General features: G+C 50.8%; 13 protein-coding genes. 7 read left to right on the top strand and 6 right to left on the bottom strand.

Annotated elements, in window-relative coordinates:
* Positions 1 to 62: 62 nt before the first annotated feature.
* From mrcB to F0316_RS10880, 3 genes are all read right to left on the bottom strand, one after another.
* Positions 63 to 2,396, bottom strand: coding sequence for a penicillin-binding protein 1B (gene mrcB / locus F0316_RS10870; protein WP_000197290.1), 2,334 nt, complete (start codon positions 2,394 to 2,396; stop codon positions 63 to 65).
* Entirely contained in the window at positions 2,393 to 4,855 is a 2,463-nt protein-coding gene (hrpB, locus tag F0316_RS10875; protein WP_149560475.1) for an ATP-dependent helicase HrpB, read from the bottom strand. The genes mrcB and hrpB overlap by 4 nt, the downstream gene beginning before the upstream one ends.
* 98 nt (positions 4,856 to 4,953) lie before the next feature.
* The gene (locus F0316_RS10880) at positions 4,954 to 6,279 is read right to left on the bottom strand and encodes an alpha/beta fold hydrolase (RefSeq protein WP_002051203.1); all 1,326 of its coding nucleotides are present in this window, start codon (positions 6,277 to 6,279) and stop codon (positions 4,954 to 4,956) included.
* A gap of 273 nt (positions 6,280 to 6,552) precedes the next feature.
* Between F0316_RS10880 and sfsA the strand changes: the two genes are divergently transcribed.
* The 7 genes from sfsA to panC all read left to right on the top strand — a co-directional run bounded on the left by sfsA (position 6,553) and on the right by panC (position 12,475).
* Positions 6,553 to 7,287: a DNA/RNA nuclease SfsA gene (gene sfsA / locus F0316_RS10885; protein WP_000545806.1), complete on the top strand. Its 735-nt coding sequence runs from the start codon at positions 6,553 to 6,555 to the stop codon at positions 7,285 to 7,287.
* Positions 7,288 to 7,411: 124 nt separating this feature from the next.
* Positions 7,412 to 7,858, top strand: coding sequence for an RNA polymerase-binding protein DksA (gene dksA, locus F0316_RS10890; RefSeq protein ID WP_000140367.1), 447 nt, complete (start codon positions 7,412 to 7,414; stop codon positions 7,856 to 7,858).
* A 73-nt stretch (positions 7,859 to 7,931) separates the two neighbouring features.
* Positions 7,932 to 8,822 carry a tRNA glutamyl-Q(34) synthetase GluQRS gene (gluQRS, locus tag F0316_RS10895; protein WP_001106435.1) on the top strand — a complete coding sequence of 297 codons (891 nt, stop codon included), beginning with the start codon at positions 7,932 to 7,934 and terminating at the stop codon, positions 8,820 to 8,822.
* Positions 8,823 to 8,912: 90 nt separating this feature from the next.
* Complete coding sequence (gene pcnB, locus F0316_RS10900) at positions 8,913 to 10,286, top strand: polynucleotide adenylyltransferase PcnB (protein ID WP_001062038.1); 1,374 nt, start codon at positions 8,913 to 8,915, stop codon at positions 10,284 to 10,286.
* Positions 10,283 to 10,786 carry a 2-amino-4-hydroxy-6-hydroxymethyldihydropteridine diphosphokinase gene (folK, locus tag F0316_RS10905; RefSeq protein ID WP_000978978.1) on the top strand — a complete coding sequence of 168 codons (504 nt, stop codon included), beginning with the start codon at positions 10,283 to 10,285 and terminating at the stop codon, positions 10,784 to 10,786. Before pcnB ends, folK begins: the two co-directional genes overlap by 4 nt.
* A 2-nt stretch (positions 10,787 to 10,788) precedes the next feature.
* On the top strand, positions 10,789 to 11,583 hold the full coding sequence (panB, locus tag F0316_RS10910; protein ID WP_000724408.1) for a 3-methyl-2-oxobutanoate hydroxymethyltransferase: 795 nt from the start codon (positions 10,789 to 10,791) through the stop codon (positions 11,581 to 11,583).
* A gap of 10 nt (positions 11,584 to 11,593) precedes the next feature.
* The gene (panC, locus tag F0316_RS10915; protein WP_001195749.1) at positions 11,594 to 12,475 is read left to right on the top strand and encodes a pantoate--beta-alanine ligase; all 882 of its coding nucleotides are present in this window, start codon (positions 11,594 to 11,596) and stop codon (positions 12,473 to 12,475) included.
* A 63-nt stretch (positions 12,476 to 12,538) separates the two neighbouring features.
* Here the strand turns inward: panC and F0316_RS10920 are convergent, their stop codons facing one another.
* The 3 genes from F0316_RS10920 to F0316_RS10930 all read right to left on the bottom strand — a co-directional run bounded on the left by F0316_RS10920 (position 12,539) and on the right by F0316_RS10930 (position 16,259).
* The gene (locus F0316_RS10920) at positions 12,539 to 13,309 is read right to left on the bottom strand and encodes an ABC transporter permease (protein WP_000284381.1); all 771 of its coding nucleotides are present in this window, start codon (positions 13,307 to 13,309) and stop codon (positions 12,539 to 12,541) included.
* A 5-nt stretch (positions 13,310 to 13,314) separates the two neighbouring features.
* Complete coding sequence (locus F0316_RS10925) at positions 13,315 to 14,232, bottom strand: ABC transporter ATP-binding protein (RefSeq protein ID WP_000271066.1); 918 nt, start codon at positions 14,230 to 14,232, stop codon at positions 13,315 to 13,317.
* 380 nt (positions 14,233 to 14,612) lie between these two features.
* Positions 14,613 to 16,259 carry a SulP family inorganic anion transporter gene (locus F0316_RS10930; RefSeq protein ID WP_000484915.1) on the bottom strand — a complete coding sequence of 549 codons (1,647 nt, stop codon included), beginning with the start codon at positions 16,257 to 16,259 and terminating at the stop codon, positions 14,613 to 14,615.
* Positions 16,260 to 16,290: the final 31 nt, after the last annotated feature.

Here is a 16,290-nt window from a genome sequence, read left to right on the forward strand (position 1 = left end):
GCCCACACAAGCAAGGCAGACGTTGTCGTCAATGCAACGACAACGCCGCGCCCACGAGAGTGTTACCACTCAAACAGCTTTTTGATCCACTCGGTCGGACGGTTTTCACACTGCTGTTTTAACTGCTGTTGATTGTCCCAAATAGGCAGTTTAAACGCATTATCACAGTCGAGTTTCAATCCACCTTGCGTCTGCTTGGCAAAGCCAAAGGTCGTTATGCCTTCTGGCCAAGGTAACTGTAATTTCTCTGGAATGCGATATTTCAAATACTGCGCATAAACACGTAATGCCCCACTCGCGCCAGTGAGCTTCGTTGGCTGGTTATCATCGCGGCCAAGCCAAATGGTGGTCACTTCACGGCCATCGACCCCCACAAACCAACTGTCACGGTTATCGTTAGTGGTCCCGGTTTTCCCCGCCAGTGCTGCACTGCTGAACTGCGCATTCAAGTAACGTCCCGTCCCCTCTTGCACCCCTTGTTTCATGGCGTAAGTCGTCAGCCAAGCGGCTTGCTGATCTACCGCTTGTGACACTCTCGGCAGAGATTCATACAACACATTACCTTCCAGATCGAGCACCGAACGCAGCGCTGAGAGTGGCGCTTTTTTGCCGGAGTTGGTCAACGTTTGGTACATCTGCGCCACTTGATATGGAGTGAGCGAGAACGAACCAAGCAGCATAGACGGCACAGGACGAATCTCATCACGATTGACACCAAGGCGTCCTAAGGTCTCTGACACTTGTCCAATCCCCAGTTTCATGCCTAACGATACCGTAGGTACATTCAGTGATTGAGCAAGCGCCATATACAATGGCACCTCTCCACGATATTGACGATCATAGTTTCGCGGTGTCCACGCGCTGCCTTCACTGCCTTTTAAGGTGAGTGGTTTATCTTCCAGTGTAGTGGCTAGATTGTACTGATCGGGATGCGCTAACGCCGTGAGATACACCGCTGGTTTCACCAGTGAACCAATTTGTCGACTGGCATTGAGTACGCGGTTAAAACCATCGTAACCGGTTCGCTTACCGCCGACCATGGCACGAATTTCGCCACTATGACGATCCACCGCGATCGCAGCGGCTTCGAGATCTTTGCCTGCAGTTTTCGCTAATTGCGGGATCTGATCGTGGATCGCTTGCTCCAGCTTGGACTGCGAAACCGGATCGAGCGAGGTAAACACCCGCAATCCTGAATCCGCTTTAAATTTGTCGCCCAGTTTTTCTTTCAGCTCAATAGAAACTTGCTGGAAATATGCTGGCTGACGGCTAGCGATTTGCGCGGTCTTCTGCACATCCAACGGACGAGTTACCGCTTGCTGGTACTCTTGCGCCGTCAGAATATCGTGCTCCATCATCAGTTTCAGCACCAGATCGCGCCGCTCGCGAGCGCGCTCGGGATAACGCATCGGGTTGTAATAAGAAGGTCCTTTAACCATGCCGACCAACAATGCCAATTGATCAATCCGTAGCTCTTGCAGCGGCTGACCAAAATAGAGCCTTGAAGCCAAACCAAAACCGTGGATCGCATCCGCGCCACTTTGCCCTAAATAAACTTCGTTAAGATAGGCTTCAAGAATGCGATCTTTGCTGTAACGATAATCGATGATCAGCGCCATATAGGCTTCGCGCAGCTTACGCCACAAGGTGCGATCGCTAGAAAGGAAGATGTTTTTAGCCAGCTGCTGGGTCAAGGTACTGCCCCCTTGTACCGTGCGCCCCGCTTTAAGGTTGACCACCATAGCGCGACCAATCGCAAGTGGTGATACACCATCGTGTTGATAAAAATCACGATCTTCGGTGACTAAGAGTGCATCAACCAACACTTCGGGGAATTGATCGCGACGTAAAAAGAGTCGCTGCTCCGGCGAATCTTTTTCCAGCATGCCCATCAGTTTAGGCTCTAAACGCAGGTAGCCTAGCTCGCGTTTTTGCTCTAATGATTCGATTTTGTTCAAACCACTGCCATCAAAGGTGAGCATCACTCGGCGATCCGGCTCTGGGCCATCTGCGAATTCAAACGGACGGCGGATCAGCTCAATTCGACTGGAAGAAGAGGCGTATTCACCGGGGAAACGGGGCTGTGCTACTTTGCGGTAATTGAGGACATCGAGCTCATTGCGCAGTTCTTGCAAACTGAGGCCGTTGCCGGGCTCAAGCGTTAAAATACGGGCATAGACCACGGTCGGCAGATCAAACAGCTGACCTTCAAAGCGCTGTTTGATCATCGAATCGAGATAGATACCAATAAAAACCAGCACTGCGGCCAGCGTCAGCGCTAATTTCCAGCCGATACTCCAAATCCTTCCCAGCCAGATTTGCAGCTTGGAGGAAGAGGCACTTTTACCACTGCGCGCTTTACGGCCACGCGATCTGTTACTACTTTTTCTCGTCATGCGTTTAATTGTCGTTTGGTTTTACTGGTTGCCACATGATTGGCAGGATCATCCGGCCACACGTGTTTCGGGTAGCGGCCTTTCATCTCTTTTTGCACTTCTTTGTACGCGCCCGCCCAAAAACTGGCGAGATCGCGGGTAACTTGCAACGGTCGCTGCGCGGGGGAAAGCAGTTCCATCACCACGGCGCGCGTCCCTTTGGCAACGCGCGGCGAACTTTGCTCGCCGAACACTTCCTGCATGCGCACCGAGAGCGTAGGCTCCATCCCTAACTGATAACGGATTTTTTTGTGATTCCCCGTTGGCAGCAGATGATGGGTTGGCAGCCACTCGTCAAGCTGCTGACTGAGCTCACAGCCAAGATAGTGCTTCAGCGCTTGCAACACGGAGACACTCTGCAAACCTTTCACTGAGGTCACCCCAGCCAAATAAGGCTCTAACCACAGTTCGAGGTGCGCAAGTAGCGTTTCATCGTCCAAGGCTGGCCACGCTTCTTCTGGCAGCCATTCGGCGGCGCAGCGTGCACGGGCAAGCCACTCGCTCGCGTCTTCGCTCCACTGTAACACTGTTAAGCCTTTGCGCCGTACATAGCTCAGCAAAGCTTGTGTCATTTTTTGTTTATCGGGTTCTGGCAGCTTTTCACGACGAAGCACCAATTGATCGATTCGCCACTGCGCTTCCGCGCTCAAGCGGCCGGCTTTTTCATCCCAATCCACTTGTTCAACCCGAGAAATCAGCGCTGGTAATACGCGTTCAAGCGCGTGGATATCCAGCTCAAGGGCACTGAATATTTGACTGGCTTGAGTTTGGCCGCGCATCAAATCCAAGGCGACCAGATAATCGGCGGCGGACAAACGATCTTCCACCGCCAGCCAAGCGCCATGGCCATTGGCGAGTAAAAATTGCCCTGTTTGTTGGCCGCGCTGCTGGGCGATCCGATCTGGAAAGGCCAAACACGCCACTAAAGGCAGCCATGCTGAATCAACCGAGGAGAGTGAAAATGCCGTATCGAGTTTGTGCGCCAAAGATTGGGCGCGTTGGATCAGCAGTTTTTGTTTGGGATGACGACCTTGCTGCCAGCGGTGCAAGCTATGTTGTACATCAATCACTTGCCGTTCCGGCTCTTCAAGTAACACCGTCAACGCTAAAGCGCTTTGCAAGGCCGACTCACCTAAGCGATCGGCGCGCAGCAGCATCGCCGCAATCCGCGGCTCAACACCCAGCAAATGTGCCTCTTTACCCGCCGCAGTGATTTGCGTGCGCGCATCTAAAAGACCAAGACGCTGCAACAGTTGCTGCGCCTGTGCAAACGCACTGCTCGGTGGCAAATTCAACCAAGCCAAGTCGCTAGGTTGCGCACCCCATTGCGCGAGTTCTAACGCCAGTGGCGCTAAGTCAGTATGTAGCATTTCGGGCTCTGACCCCCAAGGCAGCTGCTTAAGCTGCGCTTCGCTGTATAAGCGCACGCAAATCCCCGGCTCTAGACGTCCGGCACGCCCAGCACGCTGCTCGGCAGAGGATTGAGCAATCCGCACTTGTTCAAGGCGAGTAATGCCGGTTTTGAGATCAAAACGCGCACTGCGCTCAAGCCCACTATCAAGCACTATGCGAATGCCTTCGATGGTCAGCGAAGTTTCAGCAATATTGGTCGCCAAGACCACTTTGCGCCGCCCCGCCGCCGTGGGGGCAATTGCGCGCTGCTGCGCGGCGAACTCCATCTGTCCATACAAAGGGCAGATTTCAACCTCGCTAGCCAAATCGCTTAACTGTTCGGTTAACTGGTTGATGCTGGCGGCACCGGGCAAAAAGGCCAGCAATGAGCCCGTTTCGTGCTGCAGAAGATGACGAATTTGTCGCTGCATCGCCGCCACCAACGGCTCATCAGAGCGCAGAGGTTGATAGCGAATCTCTATCGGGAAACCACGCCCTTGTGATTCGACATAACTCGCTTGCGGCAGTAAGTTTTGCAAAGCCTGCTGATCGAGTGTGGCCGACATCACCACGATTTTTAAATCTTCCCGCAGCGCAGACTGCACTTCGAGCGCCAACGCCAAGGCAGTATCAGCGTGAATGCTGCGCTCATGAAACTCATCGAAAATCAGCACATCTACGCCATCCAGTTCCGGATCGTTTTGTAGCATGCGTGTCATGATGCCTTCCGTCACAATCTCCAACTGAGTGGCTCGGCTGACTCGGTTTTCACCGCGAACCCGATACCCTACACGCTGCCCAACCTCTTCCCCCAGTTGCTGCGCCAAATAGCGGGCAATGTTACGCGCAGCCAAACGCCGTGGCTCTAGCATAATGATTTTGCCGTGGAACCCTCCCGCTTGCAGTAACTGCAACGGAAAGTAGGTGGACTTACCGGCACCGGGCGCGGCTTTGAGGATGAGTTGTGGAGAGTTGGTGATACCGGACAACAGCTTCGGCATCACCTCAATAATGGGCAGTGGTGACAAGGGCGCTTCCTACAAGGTTAAATGGCCGCGCCATTGTACATAAAACGGAGTCCGTGCCCAAAGTGCATTCCTATCAAGAGGCGCAGCAGACAAAAAACTTACTGTGGTGCTCTCTCTTCCGGTTGGGCAATCAAAGGTGCCTCAAGCGTGGGTTCAGAAATCTCTGGCACAGCACTCTCACTCTCTTGTGGCTCAAGCTCTACAGCACTTGAAAGCGGCTCAGTTGCAACCTCTGTGGGTATGTTTTCCATGCTCGGCAGCACAGGCTCATCACTCAGATGGGGAGAGATAACACTGGGCTCCACCACGGCTTCAGCAGGAACAACTTCGGTTGCTGCCGTGAGCTTAGACTTCATCCAAGCATTCAAAGCTAATGCCTGATCATCCGTTAAAATGCCGTTATGGCCAGCAATCACACCATCGGCCACAGCAAGTACCCACACAGCCTGACGGTTGGCATCTTCGCAACTTTGTACGGTTTTGCGGGCGTGCAATCTGGCGCGAATTTTCCAGCCAGCCCCTTCCAATACCTGCATGCAACCGGGTTTCGCATCGTGCTCAAGCAGCCACTGAGGGATTTTGACCACTTTATTACAATCACGCCCCGAGCACGGGTCCACATCATGAGTGATTGCCCAAGAGTTACCCACGGCGCGCTCGCCATCTTTGATCCAGTTAAAGGCCTCACGTACCGCAAAATCGGTTTTGGACTGCAACACCAGCATGGATGGACCAAAACCTTCTGGACTCAACCACTTATCCAGCGGCTGATACTCTTTGGCAGAGGCAGCGGGGTTTAAAAGCACCGTTAAATGGGTTTCACCGCGACCTGCCGCCAGATTATCCAACATCGCCTGTTTGCGGGCGTGCAGCGCAACCACACCACCCAAGCTGTGCCCAACTAAAATATAGCGCCCTAGCGTTCCTTGACGATGCAATTCATCCAGCGAACTCAGCAGCTTTCTCACCCCATGCTCGCCAACTCTTCGCGCCACCTGCTTGCTGGTTAATATGGTCGGAAAATCCAATGCTTCAACTCGACTTTCAGGATCGTCTGAACCATCCAACCACAAGGGATCGTACTGATCCCCCCGCCAACCGATATACAGCCCGATGAGGCCAGGATTGGTCTTCGCCATCTGGCGATGAAAACGTTGAAAAGCGACAAAATTATCGTCAGTGGGAGCCGCATTATGGTGCCAACCGTGAATAAAAATCAGCAGTTCTGCTCCAGGATTTTTGGCTAACCTCGCCTTCAACATGTCGTATTGCCCAGGCAGGTGCATTTCACCCTCATCATTAAATTCAATGACATGGAAATCAGACCGACTCAACTCAGGCGTGACTTGATGATAGGGCATATCGGGAATACGGGTAGACCAAATTGACAACGCGAGAACAGCCAGCAATACAACCTTAAACATGGCTATATTTTTCAAAAACTTACGCAAGGAATCTTACCAAAAAACAGATACCCAGACTCGGGCGGGCGGCCATTATATGTTCAACTTCAATGCTTCACCAGAGGCGGAATGAGGGACTTTCTCACCTGCCGCTAACCTCTCGATGGCATCGGCCTTTAACAGCTTGAAACACCATGACTACCGCTTCCAATACGAAGGGGATTGCGATTGTGACAAAAGCCACTAGGGTATGTTTAAATGCCTTCGCCATTGGCTATGAATAAGAAGAGAAACATGCACTTTTCCCCACCTCTGCAAAAAGGAACCTTACTCAAACGTTACAAACGCTTTTTGGCCGATGTCGCGCTGGAAGATGGTTCGGTGATCACCATGCACTGTGCGAACACGGGCGCCATGACTGGCTGCGCCGAGCCGGGCAGTACGGTGTGGTTTTCTACATCGGATAATCCCAAACGCAAATACGCCCACAGTTGGGAACTGACGCAGACCCAAGCAGGTCACTGGATTTGCGTGAATACCGCGCGAGCCAACGCATTGGTGGTCGAAGCGATTTTGGCAGGAGATATCCCACAACTGCGGGGTTATGAAGCACTCAGCACGGAGGTGAAGTACGGCCATGAAAATAGCCGTATCGATATCTTGCTAAAGTCAGATTCTCAACCACACTGCTTTATAGAAGTAAAAAGCGTCACTCTTTTGGATGAGATTCAAGGTGATAAAGGGCAAGGTTACTTTCCTGATGCGGTGACAACCCGTGGTCAGAAGCATCTGCGTGAGCTGGCGGAAGTCGCTAAAGATGGAAGCAGGTCGATACTTTTATTTGCCGTTTTGCATTCAGGGATTGAAAAAGTCGCTCCCGCTCTCCATATAGACGCGAACTATTCACAGTTACTAAAAGCGGCACAAGAAGCCGGAGTGGAAGTGTTGTGCTACAAAGCGTCACTTTCAAAACACGAGATCCGAATGGTATCTGAGGTCAAATTTGCCCATCAAGTGACAAAAAATTGATGGTGTCTTCACATTGACGATAACTTTACCTTCGATTGTTTGCCTCCCCCACTTCTTTTTGCTATAGATACCCGCCTTAAATTTAACTGCTCTCGCAGTTGACTAGGGTTAGTAGGAGATCTGTATGACAGAGTCTAAAAAGAAAACGCTAGGCATCCTAGCCATTGCTGGTGTTGAGCCATATCAGGAGAAGCCGGGTGAAGAGTATATGTCACCAGGGCAAATCACACATTTTACAAAGATTTTGGAAGCGTGGCGCAACCAACTGAGAGAAGAAGTGGACCGTACCGTTCACCACATGCAGGATGAAGCAGCCAACTTCCCAGACCCTGTTGACCGAGCTTCTCAAGAAGAAGAGTTCAGCTTAGAACTGCGTAACCGTGACCGCGAGCGCCGTTTGATCAAGAAAATCGAAAAGACCCTCGACAAGATCAAAGAAGAGGATTTCGGTTACTGTGAATCGTGCGGTGTGGAAATCGGTATTCGCCGTTTAGAAGCGCGCCCAACAGCCGATCTCTGTATCGATTGCAAAACACTGGCTGAAATCAAAGAAAAGCAAATGCTTGGCTAAGATGGAACAGTAAGGAAAAGGGAGCACAAGCTCCCTTTTCTTGTTTCTTTGCATTTGAAAGGTAAATCGCCCTATGAACTATATTGGTCGCTTCGCCCCCTCTCCTTCTGGTCCATTACATTTTGGTTCTTTGATTGCGGCGTTGGGAAGCTATTTCCAAGCCAAAGCACAACAAGGAACTTGGCTGGTCCGTATTGAAGATCTCGATCCGCCCCGGGAAATGCCGGGAGCAGCCGCGCACATTTTGCGTACATTAGAAGCCTACCGCCTGCACTGGGATGGCACTGTGGTTTACCAAAGCCAGCGTCACGCCTTATACCAAGATCAAATCGATGCTTGGCTAAGCACAGGTCAAGCTTACTACTGCCAGTGCACCCGAAAAGCCATCAAAGCCATGGGCGGCTTTTATAACGGCCACTGCAAAATCCATTCGCCAGCGCGGCAGCAAGACTGCTCGATTCGGCTACGAATGGATAATCCGGTGCAACAATTCATTGATTTGAAACACGGCACCATCACCATACCCAAAGCATTAGCAGAAGAAGATTTCATTATTAAACGGCGAGATGGCCTGTTTGCTTACAATCTTGCTGTGGTGCTGGATGATATTGATCAAGGCGTGACTCAGGTGGTACGCGGCGCCGATTTGATAGAACCGACAGGGCGGCAAATCAGCTTGTATCACACTTTAAAACAAAAGCCGGTCAGCTACTTACATTTGCCTTTGGCGATGGATGGGAACGGGAATAAACTCTCGAAACAGAATCACGCTCCGGCTATTGACCCAACCGCGCCTCGGCAGACCATTTCCCATGCGATGCAGTTTTTAGGCTTTACGCTGCCCACGGATTTTTCCGATGCCAGCGCAGAGCAAATGCTGGCTTGGGGCTGCCAACATTGGCAGGTGAGCCAGCTACCGGAAGCGATCGAGATCACACCAAGATTCTCAAATGGTCCTGCTTAAGCTATTATTAGCGCCAAATTCCGTCCGTTTGAGCGTCAAATTAAGCAGCGTAGCGCTTACAGCGGCAACAGCAATCATTGTCAGAAGCACATGAATAATAACGATTTTGAACCGAGCAACACTCGCACATATCCAGACTTAGCTTTGACCATCATTCCGCGTCAGGAACACCCTATCTCGCGTCAGCAGATCAGCGAAAATGCGCTGAAAGTGCTCTATCGTCTGCATGGTGCGGGGTTTGAGGCCTTTCTGGTCGGCGGCGGTGTGCGTGATTTACTTCTGGGTGGCAAGCCGAAAGACTTTGATGTGGCCACCAACGCAACCCCCGAGCAGTTGCGCCAACTGTTTCGCAACTGCCGTCTGATTGGTCGCCGTTTCCGTCTCGCACACATTATGTTTGGACGCGACATCGTCGAAGTCGCCACTTTCCGTGGCCATCATCAAGAGTCGAGCCAGAGCCAAAATATCGCTGCACAATCCGAAGCGGGTATGCTGCTGCGTGATAACGTGTACGGCACGATTGATGAAGATGCCGAGCGCCGCGATTTCACCATCAATGCCATGTATTACAACATTGCCGACTACAGCATCCACGACTATGCCGGCGGCATGGAAGATCTGGAAGATCGTTTAGTGCGCCTGATTGGCGATCCGGAAACGCGTTATCGTGAAGATCCGGTACGCATGCTGCGCGCGGTGCGTTTTGCGGTCAAACTCGATTTTGATATTGAAGAAGATACCGCGGCGCCGATTGAGCAACTTGCGCCATTGCTGCGTGACATTCCTGCGGCTCGTCTCTACGAGGAGTCGCTCAAAATGCTGCAAGCAGGTCATGGTTTAGAAACCTACCACTTAATGCGTCAATACAATCTGTTCCAGCAGCTTTTTCCAACCATCGCCGAGCATTTTACCGCCGACCACAGTTCAAAAACTGAGCAGATGTTGGATTTGGTGCTAGATGCGACCGACATTCGAGTTGAAGAAGATCTGCGCATCAATCCGGCATTTATGTTTGCCGCCATGCTGTGGTATCCGATGATTGATCTCGCGGATCGCTTAATGGAATCGCTCAACCTAAATGAATTTGATGCAATGACCGAAGCCAGCAACCGCATCTTGGATGAAGTGGTCAAACGCATCGCGATCCCGCGTCGCCATACCACCACCATTCGTGATATCTGGCAGTTGCAGCAGCGCTTACCCCGTCGCAGTGGTAAACGAGCCTTCCGTCTACTTGAACTGAACAAGTTCCGTGCAGGCTTTGATTTCCTCGAAATGCGTGGCGAAATTGAAGGCGGTGAAACCAAACAATTGGCGGAATGGTGGGCCACCTTCCAAAGCGCGGGACGCAATATGCGCCAAGCCATGGTGGGTGATATCGGTAATGCAACGGGCAGCAGCAAATCTGGCGCTCGCCGCCGTAAACCATCCCGCAACAAATCCAAGAGTAAATCCAGCGAATGATGCTTGCCTACATTGCGATTGGCAGTAATTTGGGCGATCCCGTCGCCCAAGCACAACTGGCCATACAACAGCTTACTCTCATACCGAAGTCGCGCCTTATCGCGGCTTCATCGCTCTATAGCAGCACTCCGATGGGGCCGCAAAATCAGCCTGATTACATCAACGCTGTTGCCGCCATCGAAACCGAATTAACGCCACTGGAATTGCTCGATTGCACACAACGCATTGAGCTAGAACATGGGCGTGTCCGTAAAAGCGAACGATGGGGACCGAGAACCCTCGATCTCGATATTGTGCTTTACGGCAATGAGGTGATAGAGACCGAGCGCCTCACCATTCCTCACTATGGAATGAAAGTACGTGAATTCGTGCTTTACCCGCTCGCGGAAATCGCACCAAATTTAACCCTCCCAGACGGGACTGAAATCCAAGCGTTATTGCAACAAGTACCGCTCAATGGGCTCAGTATTTGGCACTCGCCAACGTCGAGTAAGGACTAAACATGAAAAAAATTACCATAAACGACCTGATGAAATGGAAGCAGGAAGGTCGCAAATTTGCTACATCAACCGCTTATGATGCGAGTTTTGCTCAGTTATTTGAGAGCCAAGAAATGCCCGTCTTATTGGTCGGTGATTCACTTGGCATGGTGTTACAAGGAGAAGCCGACACCTTACCCGTGACGGTGGATGACATTGCGTATCACACCCGCTGTGTGCGTAAAGGCAGCCCCAATTGTCTGCTGATGGCAGACATGCCTTTCATGAGCTACGCCACACCAGAACAAGCGTGTGAAAACGCGGCCAAACTGGTTCGCGCCGGTGCAAACATGGTGAAAATTGAAGGTGGCGATTGGTTAGTCGACACCGTAAAAATGTTGACTGAACGTGCGGTGCCTGTGTGTGCTCACTTAGGCTTAACGCCTCAGTCGGTCAACATCTTCGGCGGCTACAAAGTTCAAGGCCGCGAGCAAGATAAAGCGGATCGTATGGTACGTGATGCGTTGGCTCTGCAAGAAGCGGGCGCACAAATTGTCCTGCTAGAGTGCGTTCCAGCCGAACTCGCCAACCGAATTACTCAAATTTTGGATGTTCCTGTGATCGGTATTGGCGCGGGTAATGGTACTGACGGCCAAATTTTGGTGATGCACGATATGTTTGGAATTTCGGCGAACTACATGCCAAAATTCTCGAAAAATTTCTTGGCTGAGACTGGCGATATTCGCCAAGCCGTTGCCAAATATATCGAAGATGTTGCCAGTGGCGCGTTTCCCGATCTCGCCCACACCATTGCCTAAGGAGTCATACATGCAAGTTTTTGCTGACATCGCCGTTCTTCGCGAGCAGATCAAACAGATCAAGCGCGAAGGTCGCCGCGTCGCTTTTGTACCGACCATGGGTAATTTACATGAAGGCCATTTAACCCTGGTTCGTAAAGCTCGTGAGCTCGCTGACGTCGTCGTGGTGAGTATTTTCGTCAATCCGATGCAGTTTGATCGCGCAGAAGATTTGAAAAATTACCCACGTACGCTTGAAGAAGACCTGAGCAAACTCAACGGCGAAGGGGTTGATCTGGTTTTAACGCCGACACCCGAAACCATGTACCCACAAGGGTTGGATAAGCAGACCTTTGTTGAAGTGCCAGGGCTCTCTTACATGCTCGAAGGCGCATCGCGTCCGGGACATTTCCGTGGCGTCGCGACCATTGTCACTAAACTGTTTAACATTGTGCAGCCAGATGTCGCTTGCTTTGGCGAAAAAGATTTCCAGCAATTGGCGGTGATCCGTCAAATGGTAGAAGACTTGTGCATGGATATTGAGATTGTAGGCGTAGCGACCGTACGTGAGTTAGATGGCCTTGCCATGAGTTCACGTAATAATTTGCTGACGCTGGATGAGCGCCAACGTGCGCCCGTTTTGGCGCGCACTATGCGCTGGATCAGTAGCGCCATTCGTGGTGGTCGTGATGATTATCCATCAATCATTGAAGATGCGGTGGATCAGTTGCGTGCGGCCGATTTAGAGCCAGATGAAATCTTCATCCGTGATGCTCGCACTCTGCTACCTATCAGCAGTGAGAGTAAGCAAGCCGTGATCCTGATGTCCGCTTTCCTCGGTAAAGTGCGTTTGATTGATAACCAAGTTCTCGATCTGCAAATCGACACCAAAGCCAATAGCGAAGAAGAATAATCCTCTTGTCTCTGGATCAAAAAAGGTCAACCTCGGTTGACCTTTTCTATATCGATTGCCTGATTAGCTGCGCAGCCCTTTGCCTTTGGTCACTAAATAATGCGCCACACAGTACAGCGCCACCACAAATGCCATTAAGACTGCAAACGAAGTCGTGATATCCACATCCGACACGCCAAGGAAACCGTAGCGGAACGCATTGACCATGTAGACAATCGGATTGATCTTCGAGACACCTTGCCAAAACTCCGGCAGCAAGCTAATCGAATAAAATACCCCACCAAGGTAAGTCAGCGGCGTCAGCACGAAGGTCGGGACAATTGAGATATCATCAAACGTTTTGGCAAACACCGCGTTAATCAATCCACCGAGTGAAAACACCACCGAGGTTAAAAATACCGTGGCAATAATGATGCCCCAATGATCGACCTGCAAATCGACAAACAATAGTGAAACCGCCGTCACCATAGCGCCTACCAACAATCCACGCGCGACGCCGCCCATCACGTAACCGGCGATAATCACATAGTTTGGCACTGGAGCGACTAACAGCTCTTCAATGTTCTTTTGAAACTTAGAGCTAAAGAAAGAGGACGCCACATTGGAATAAGAGTTGGTGATCACCGACATCATAATGAGGCCGGGCACGATGTACTCCATGTAGCTGAAACCGTTCATCTGGCCGATTCGAGAGCCAATCAAATTACCGAAGATGATGAAGTACAGCGTCATCGTGATGGCGGGTGGAACCAAAGTTTGCACCCAAATACGGGTAAACCGGTTAATTTCTTTGCCGAGCAGACTACAAAATGCCGTCCAATAAATTTGATACATGCTGATTAACCTCGCTTACCACTGTTGACTATGCTGACAAACAGCTCTTCCAAACGGTTCACTTTGTTGCGCATCGACAGCACTTTCACCCCTTGTTCGGTAAGTTGGGTAAACACATGGTTGATCCCTTGGCTTTTTTCTAATTCAATCTCCAGCGAGCCTTCCACCATCTGCTGTTTAACCACTCCTTGCAGCGGTGCAATGGGTGCGTTGCCATCCACATCGAGAACAAACGTCTCAACGTGCAATTTACCAAGCAGAGATTTCATGGTGGTGTTTTCAATCAGCTCGCCGCGTTGAATGATGCCAATGTGGCGACAGAGCATTTCCGCTTCTTCGAGATAGTGAGTGGTGAGAATGATCGTCACCCCTTGCGCGTTGATTTGCTTGAGAAACTCCCACATGGAACGGCGCAGTTCGATATCAACGCCAGCGGTTGGCTCATCAAGAATCAGCAGTTGCGGCTCATGCATTAATGCGCGCGCAATCATCAAACGGCGCTTCATGCCGCCAGAGAGGTTTCTTGCTCGTTCGCTGCGTTTTTCCCACAAATCGAGCTGAGTCAGGTACTTTTTCGCGCGCTCTTTGGCTAACGCTTTCGGTACGCCATAGTAACCGGCTTGCTGCAAAACAATCTGCTCGACCGTTTCAAAGGGGTTGAAGTTAAACTCTTGCGGCACCAAACCAAGTTGCTGTTTGGCAAGTTCCAGCTGTGAATCGAGATCGTAACCAAATACTGTGACTTTGCCGGAGGTTTTATTGACCAGCGATGAGATGATGCCAATGGTGGTCGACTTCCCCGCACCATTGGGTCCCAGCAGAGCGTAAAAATCGCCTTTTTTGACTTGTAGACTAATGCCTTTGAGGGCTTCAAAGCCACCGGCATAGGTTTTTCTAAGTTGTTCTATTTCCAGTGCGTACATGGTAGGAACCTTGTTATCAATAACAACAAGGATGTTGCGCTTTTATGGCGCTTTTTCAACCCTTTATACCAAAACTACTTGGAATTGCAGCTAGGCGGCAAGTAAGTGACAAATTTGTCTGGAACAAATTTGCACAGCCATCGGCTGGCCTTTGGTGAGAGCCAAGGATGGCTCTCATAATCCCCATGAGCATAGATAAACTCTGTGATTGGGGTGAGCAAACATAGCCAACACCGCTGCAACTTCAAGTAGGAAGGGGATATTGGCTAAGGGCAATGATTAATACAGAAATAGCTAATGTAGGCTTGCCCTGCATTCAAAGATCAGAGACAAAAATGCCGCATGACTGCGGCATTTCAGCCATCACCATCAACGCCGAGTTACGTATTCACCTGTTTGACTGCCGCATTAAGCGCTTCATAACGGAAGGTAAACATATTCTGATCCGGAACCAGATCTATGACCTTAAACTTTTCTAATTCGGCACGCGTTTTTTCATTAGGACAGAGTAAATAGACTTCACAATGCGCTTCCTGCGCATCACGAATCGCGTTTTCTAACGCCAAGCCAACGGTGACATCAATCATAGGGACATCGGTTAGATCGAGAATCATCGCTTGATATTGATCGACACTGCTGTGCTGGCGCGTAATGGCTTTCGAGACACTGAAAATCATCGGCCCTGATAGGTAGAAAAACAGCACCTTACCATTGGCTTTATCCAGCAGCTTACGTTCACTCTCCGTCAGTGGCACATCATCGTCATCCGCGTCACTGATCGCCTTGACTTGGCGTGCCTGCTCACGGCTTAAACGTTCAATAACCAGAATGTTGGAGATGAACACACCAAGGCCAACCGCCACAATCAGATCGACAAAAACGGTCAGCAACATAACGCCATACATGATGGCCATACCTTGCAGACTGATTTTGTGCGCACGTTGAATAAATGCCCAGTCGAGGATATTCACCCCAACATACACCGCGATACCGGCCAATACCGCCATGGGGATTGGCTCAGTCAATCCACCCGCAACTAACACCACCAGCGCCAACATTAAAGCGCGAGTCACTCCAGACAATGGCGAACGAGCGCCCACTTGAATGTTGGTGACTGTGCCCATGGTCGCTCCCGCACCGGGTAAAGCACCAAATAATCCCGCGACCATATTGGCAATCCCCTGCCCTTGCAGCTCGCGATCCGAATCATGCTCTTTACGCGTGAGAGAATCGCCAATGACTGCCGTTAACAGCGTATCAATACAGCCCAGCGTACCGAGTACAAGGGCATCAATCACCATGGTCACGACAATATCGCTAGTGAACGTAGGGACGACGATACTCGGTAAACCCGCTGGGATTTCACCAATCCGGCGAATATCATCAGTATCAAAGAAAATCACCGAAAACAGGGTCACGACGACCAAAGCGACCAGCTGCGCAGGAACTTGCTTGCGGTATTTTTGTGGTAAAAAAAACAAAATTCCGAGGGTGAGTAAGCCTAAAAACAGCTCGCTGAATTTTAAATTGGCGAGCAAATCGGGCAACGCAGATAAAGTCCCAAGCACACCGCCACCAGGAGAAGGGTGCCCGAGCAGTGGTGAGAGTTGCAGGATAATCAGAATTACCCCGATACCGGACATAAAGCCTGAAACCACGCTGTATGGCATCAGCGTAATGTATTTACCGAGCTTGAGAGTACCGAGCAAAATCTGAAATGCACCGGCCATCATGACAACGGTAAAGGCAATCGCCGCGCCCGATTCAGGGTAACGTGCCACCATGGCGGTTAAAATCGCCGTCATGATCACCGTCATCGGCCCTGTTGGCTCTGAAATCAGAGTGGAGGAGCCTCCAAATAAGGCGGCAAAAAGACCGACTAAAATGGCGCCCCACAGACCCGCCTCTGCTCCTGCACCGGAAGCGACCCCAAACGCTAACGCTAATGGCAGTGAAATGATGGCGGTGGTTACCCCACCAAACAGGTCACCACGTAAATTAAGATCCGCAAATCTAGCCTGAAACACGCACTATTCCTTAAGGTGTCATCGAATGACC

This window comes from Vibrio cholerae (assembly GCF_008369605.1).
Lineage (GTDB): Bacteria > Pseudomonadota > Gammaproteobacteria > Enterobacterales > Vibrionaceae > Vibrio > Vibrio cholerae.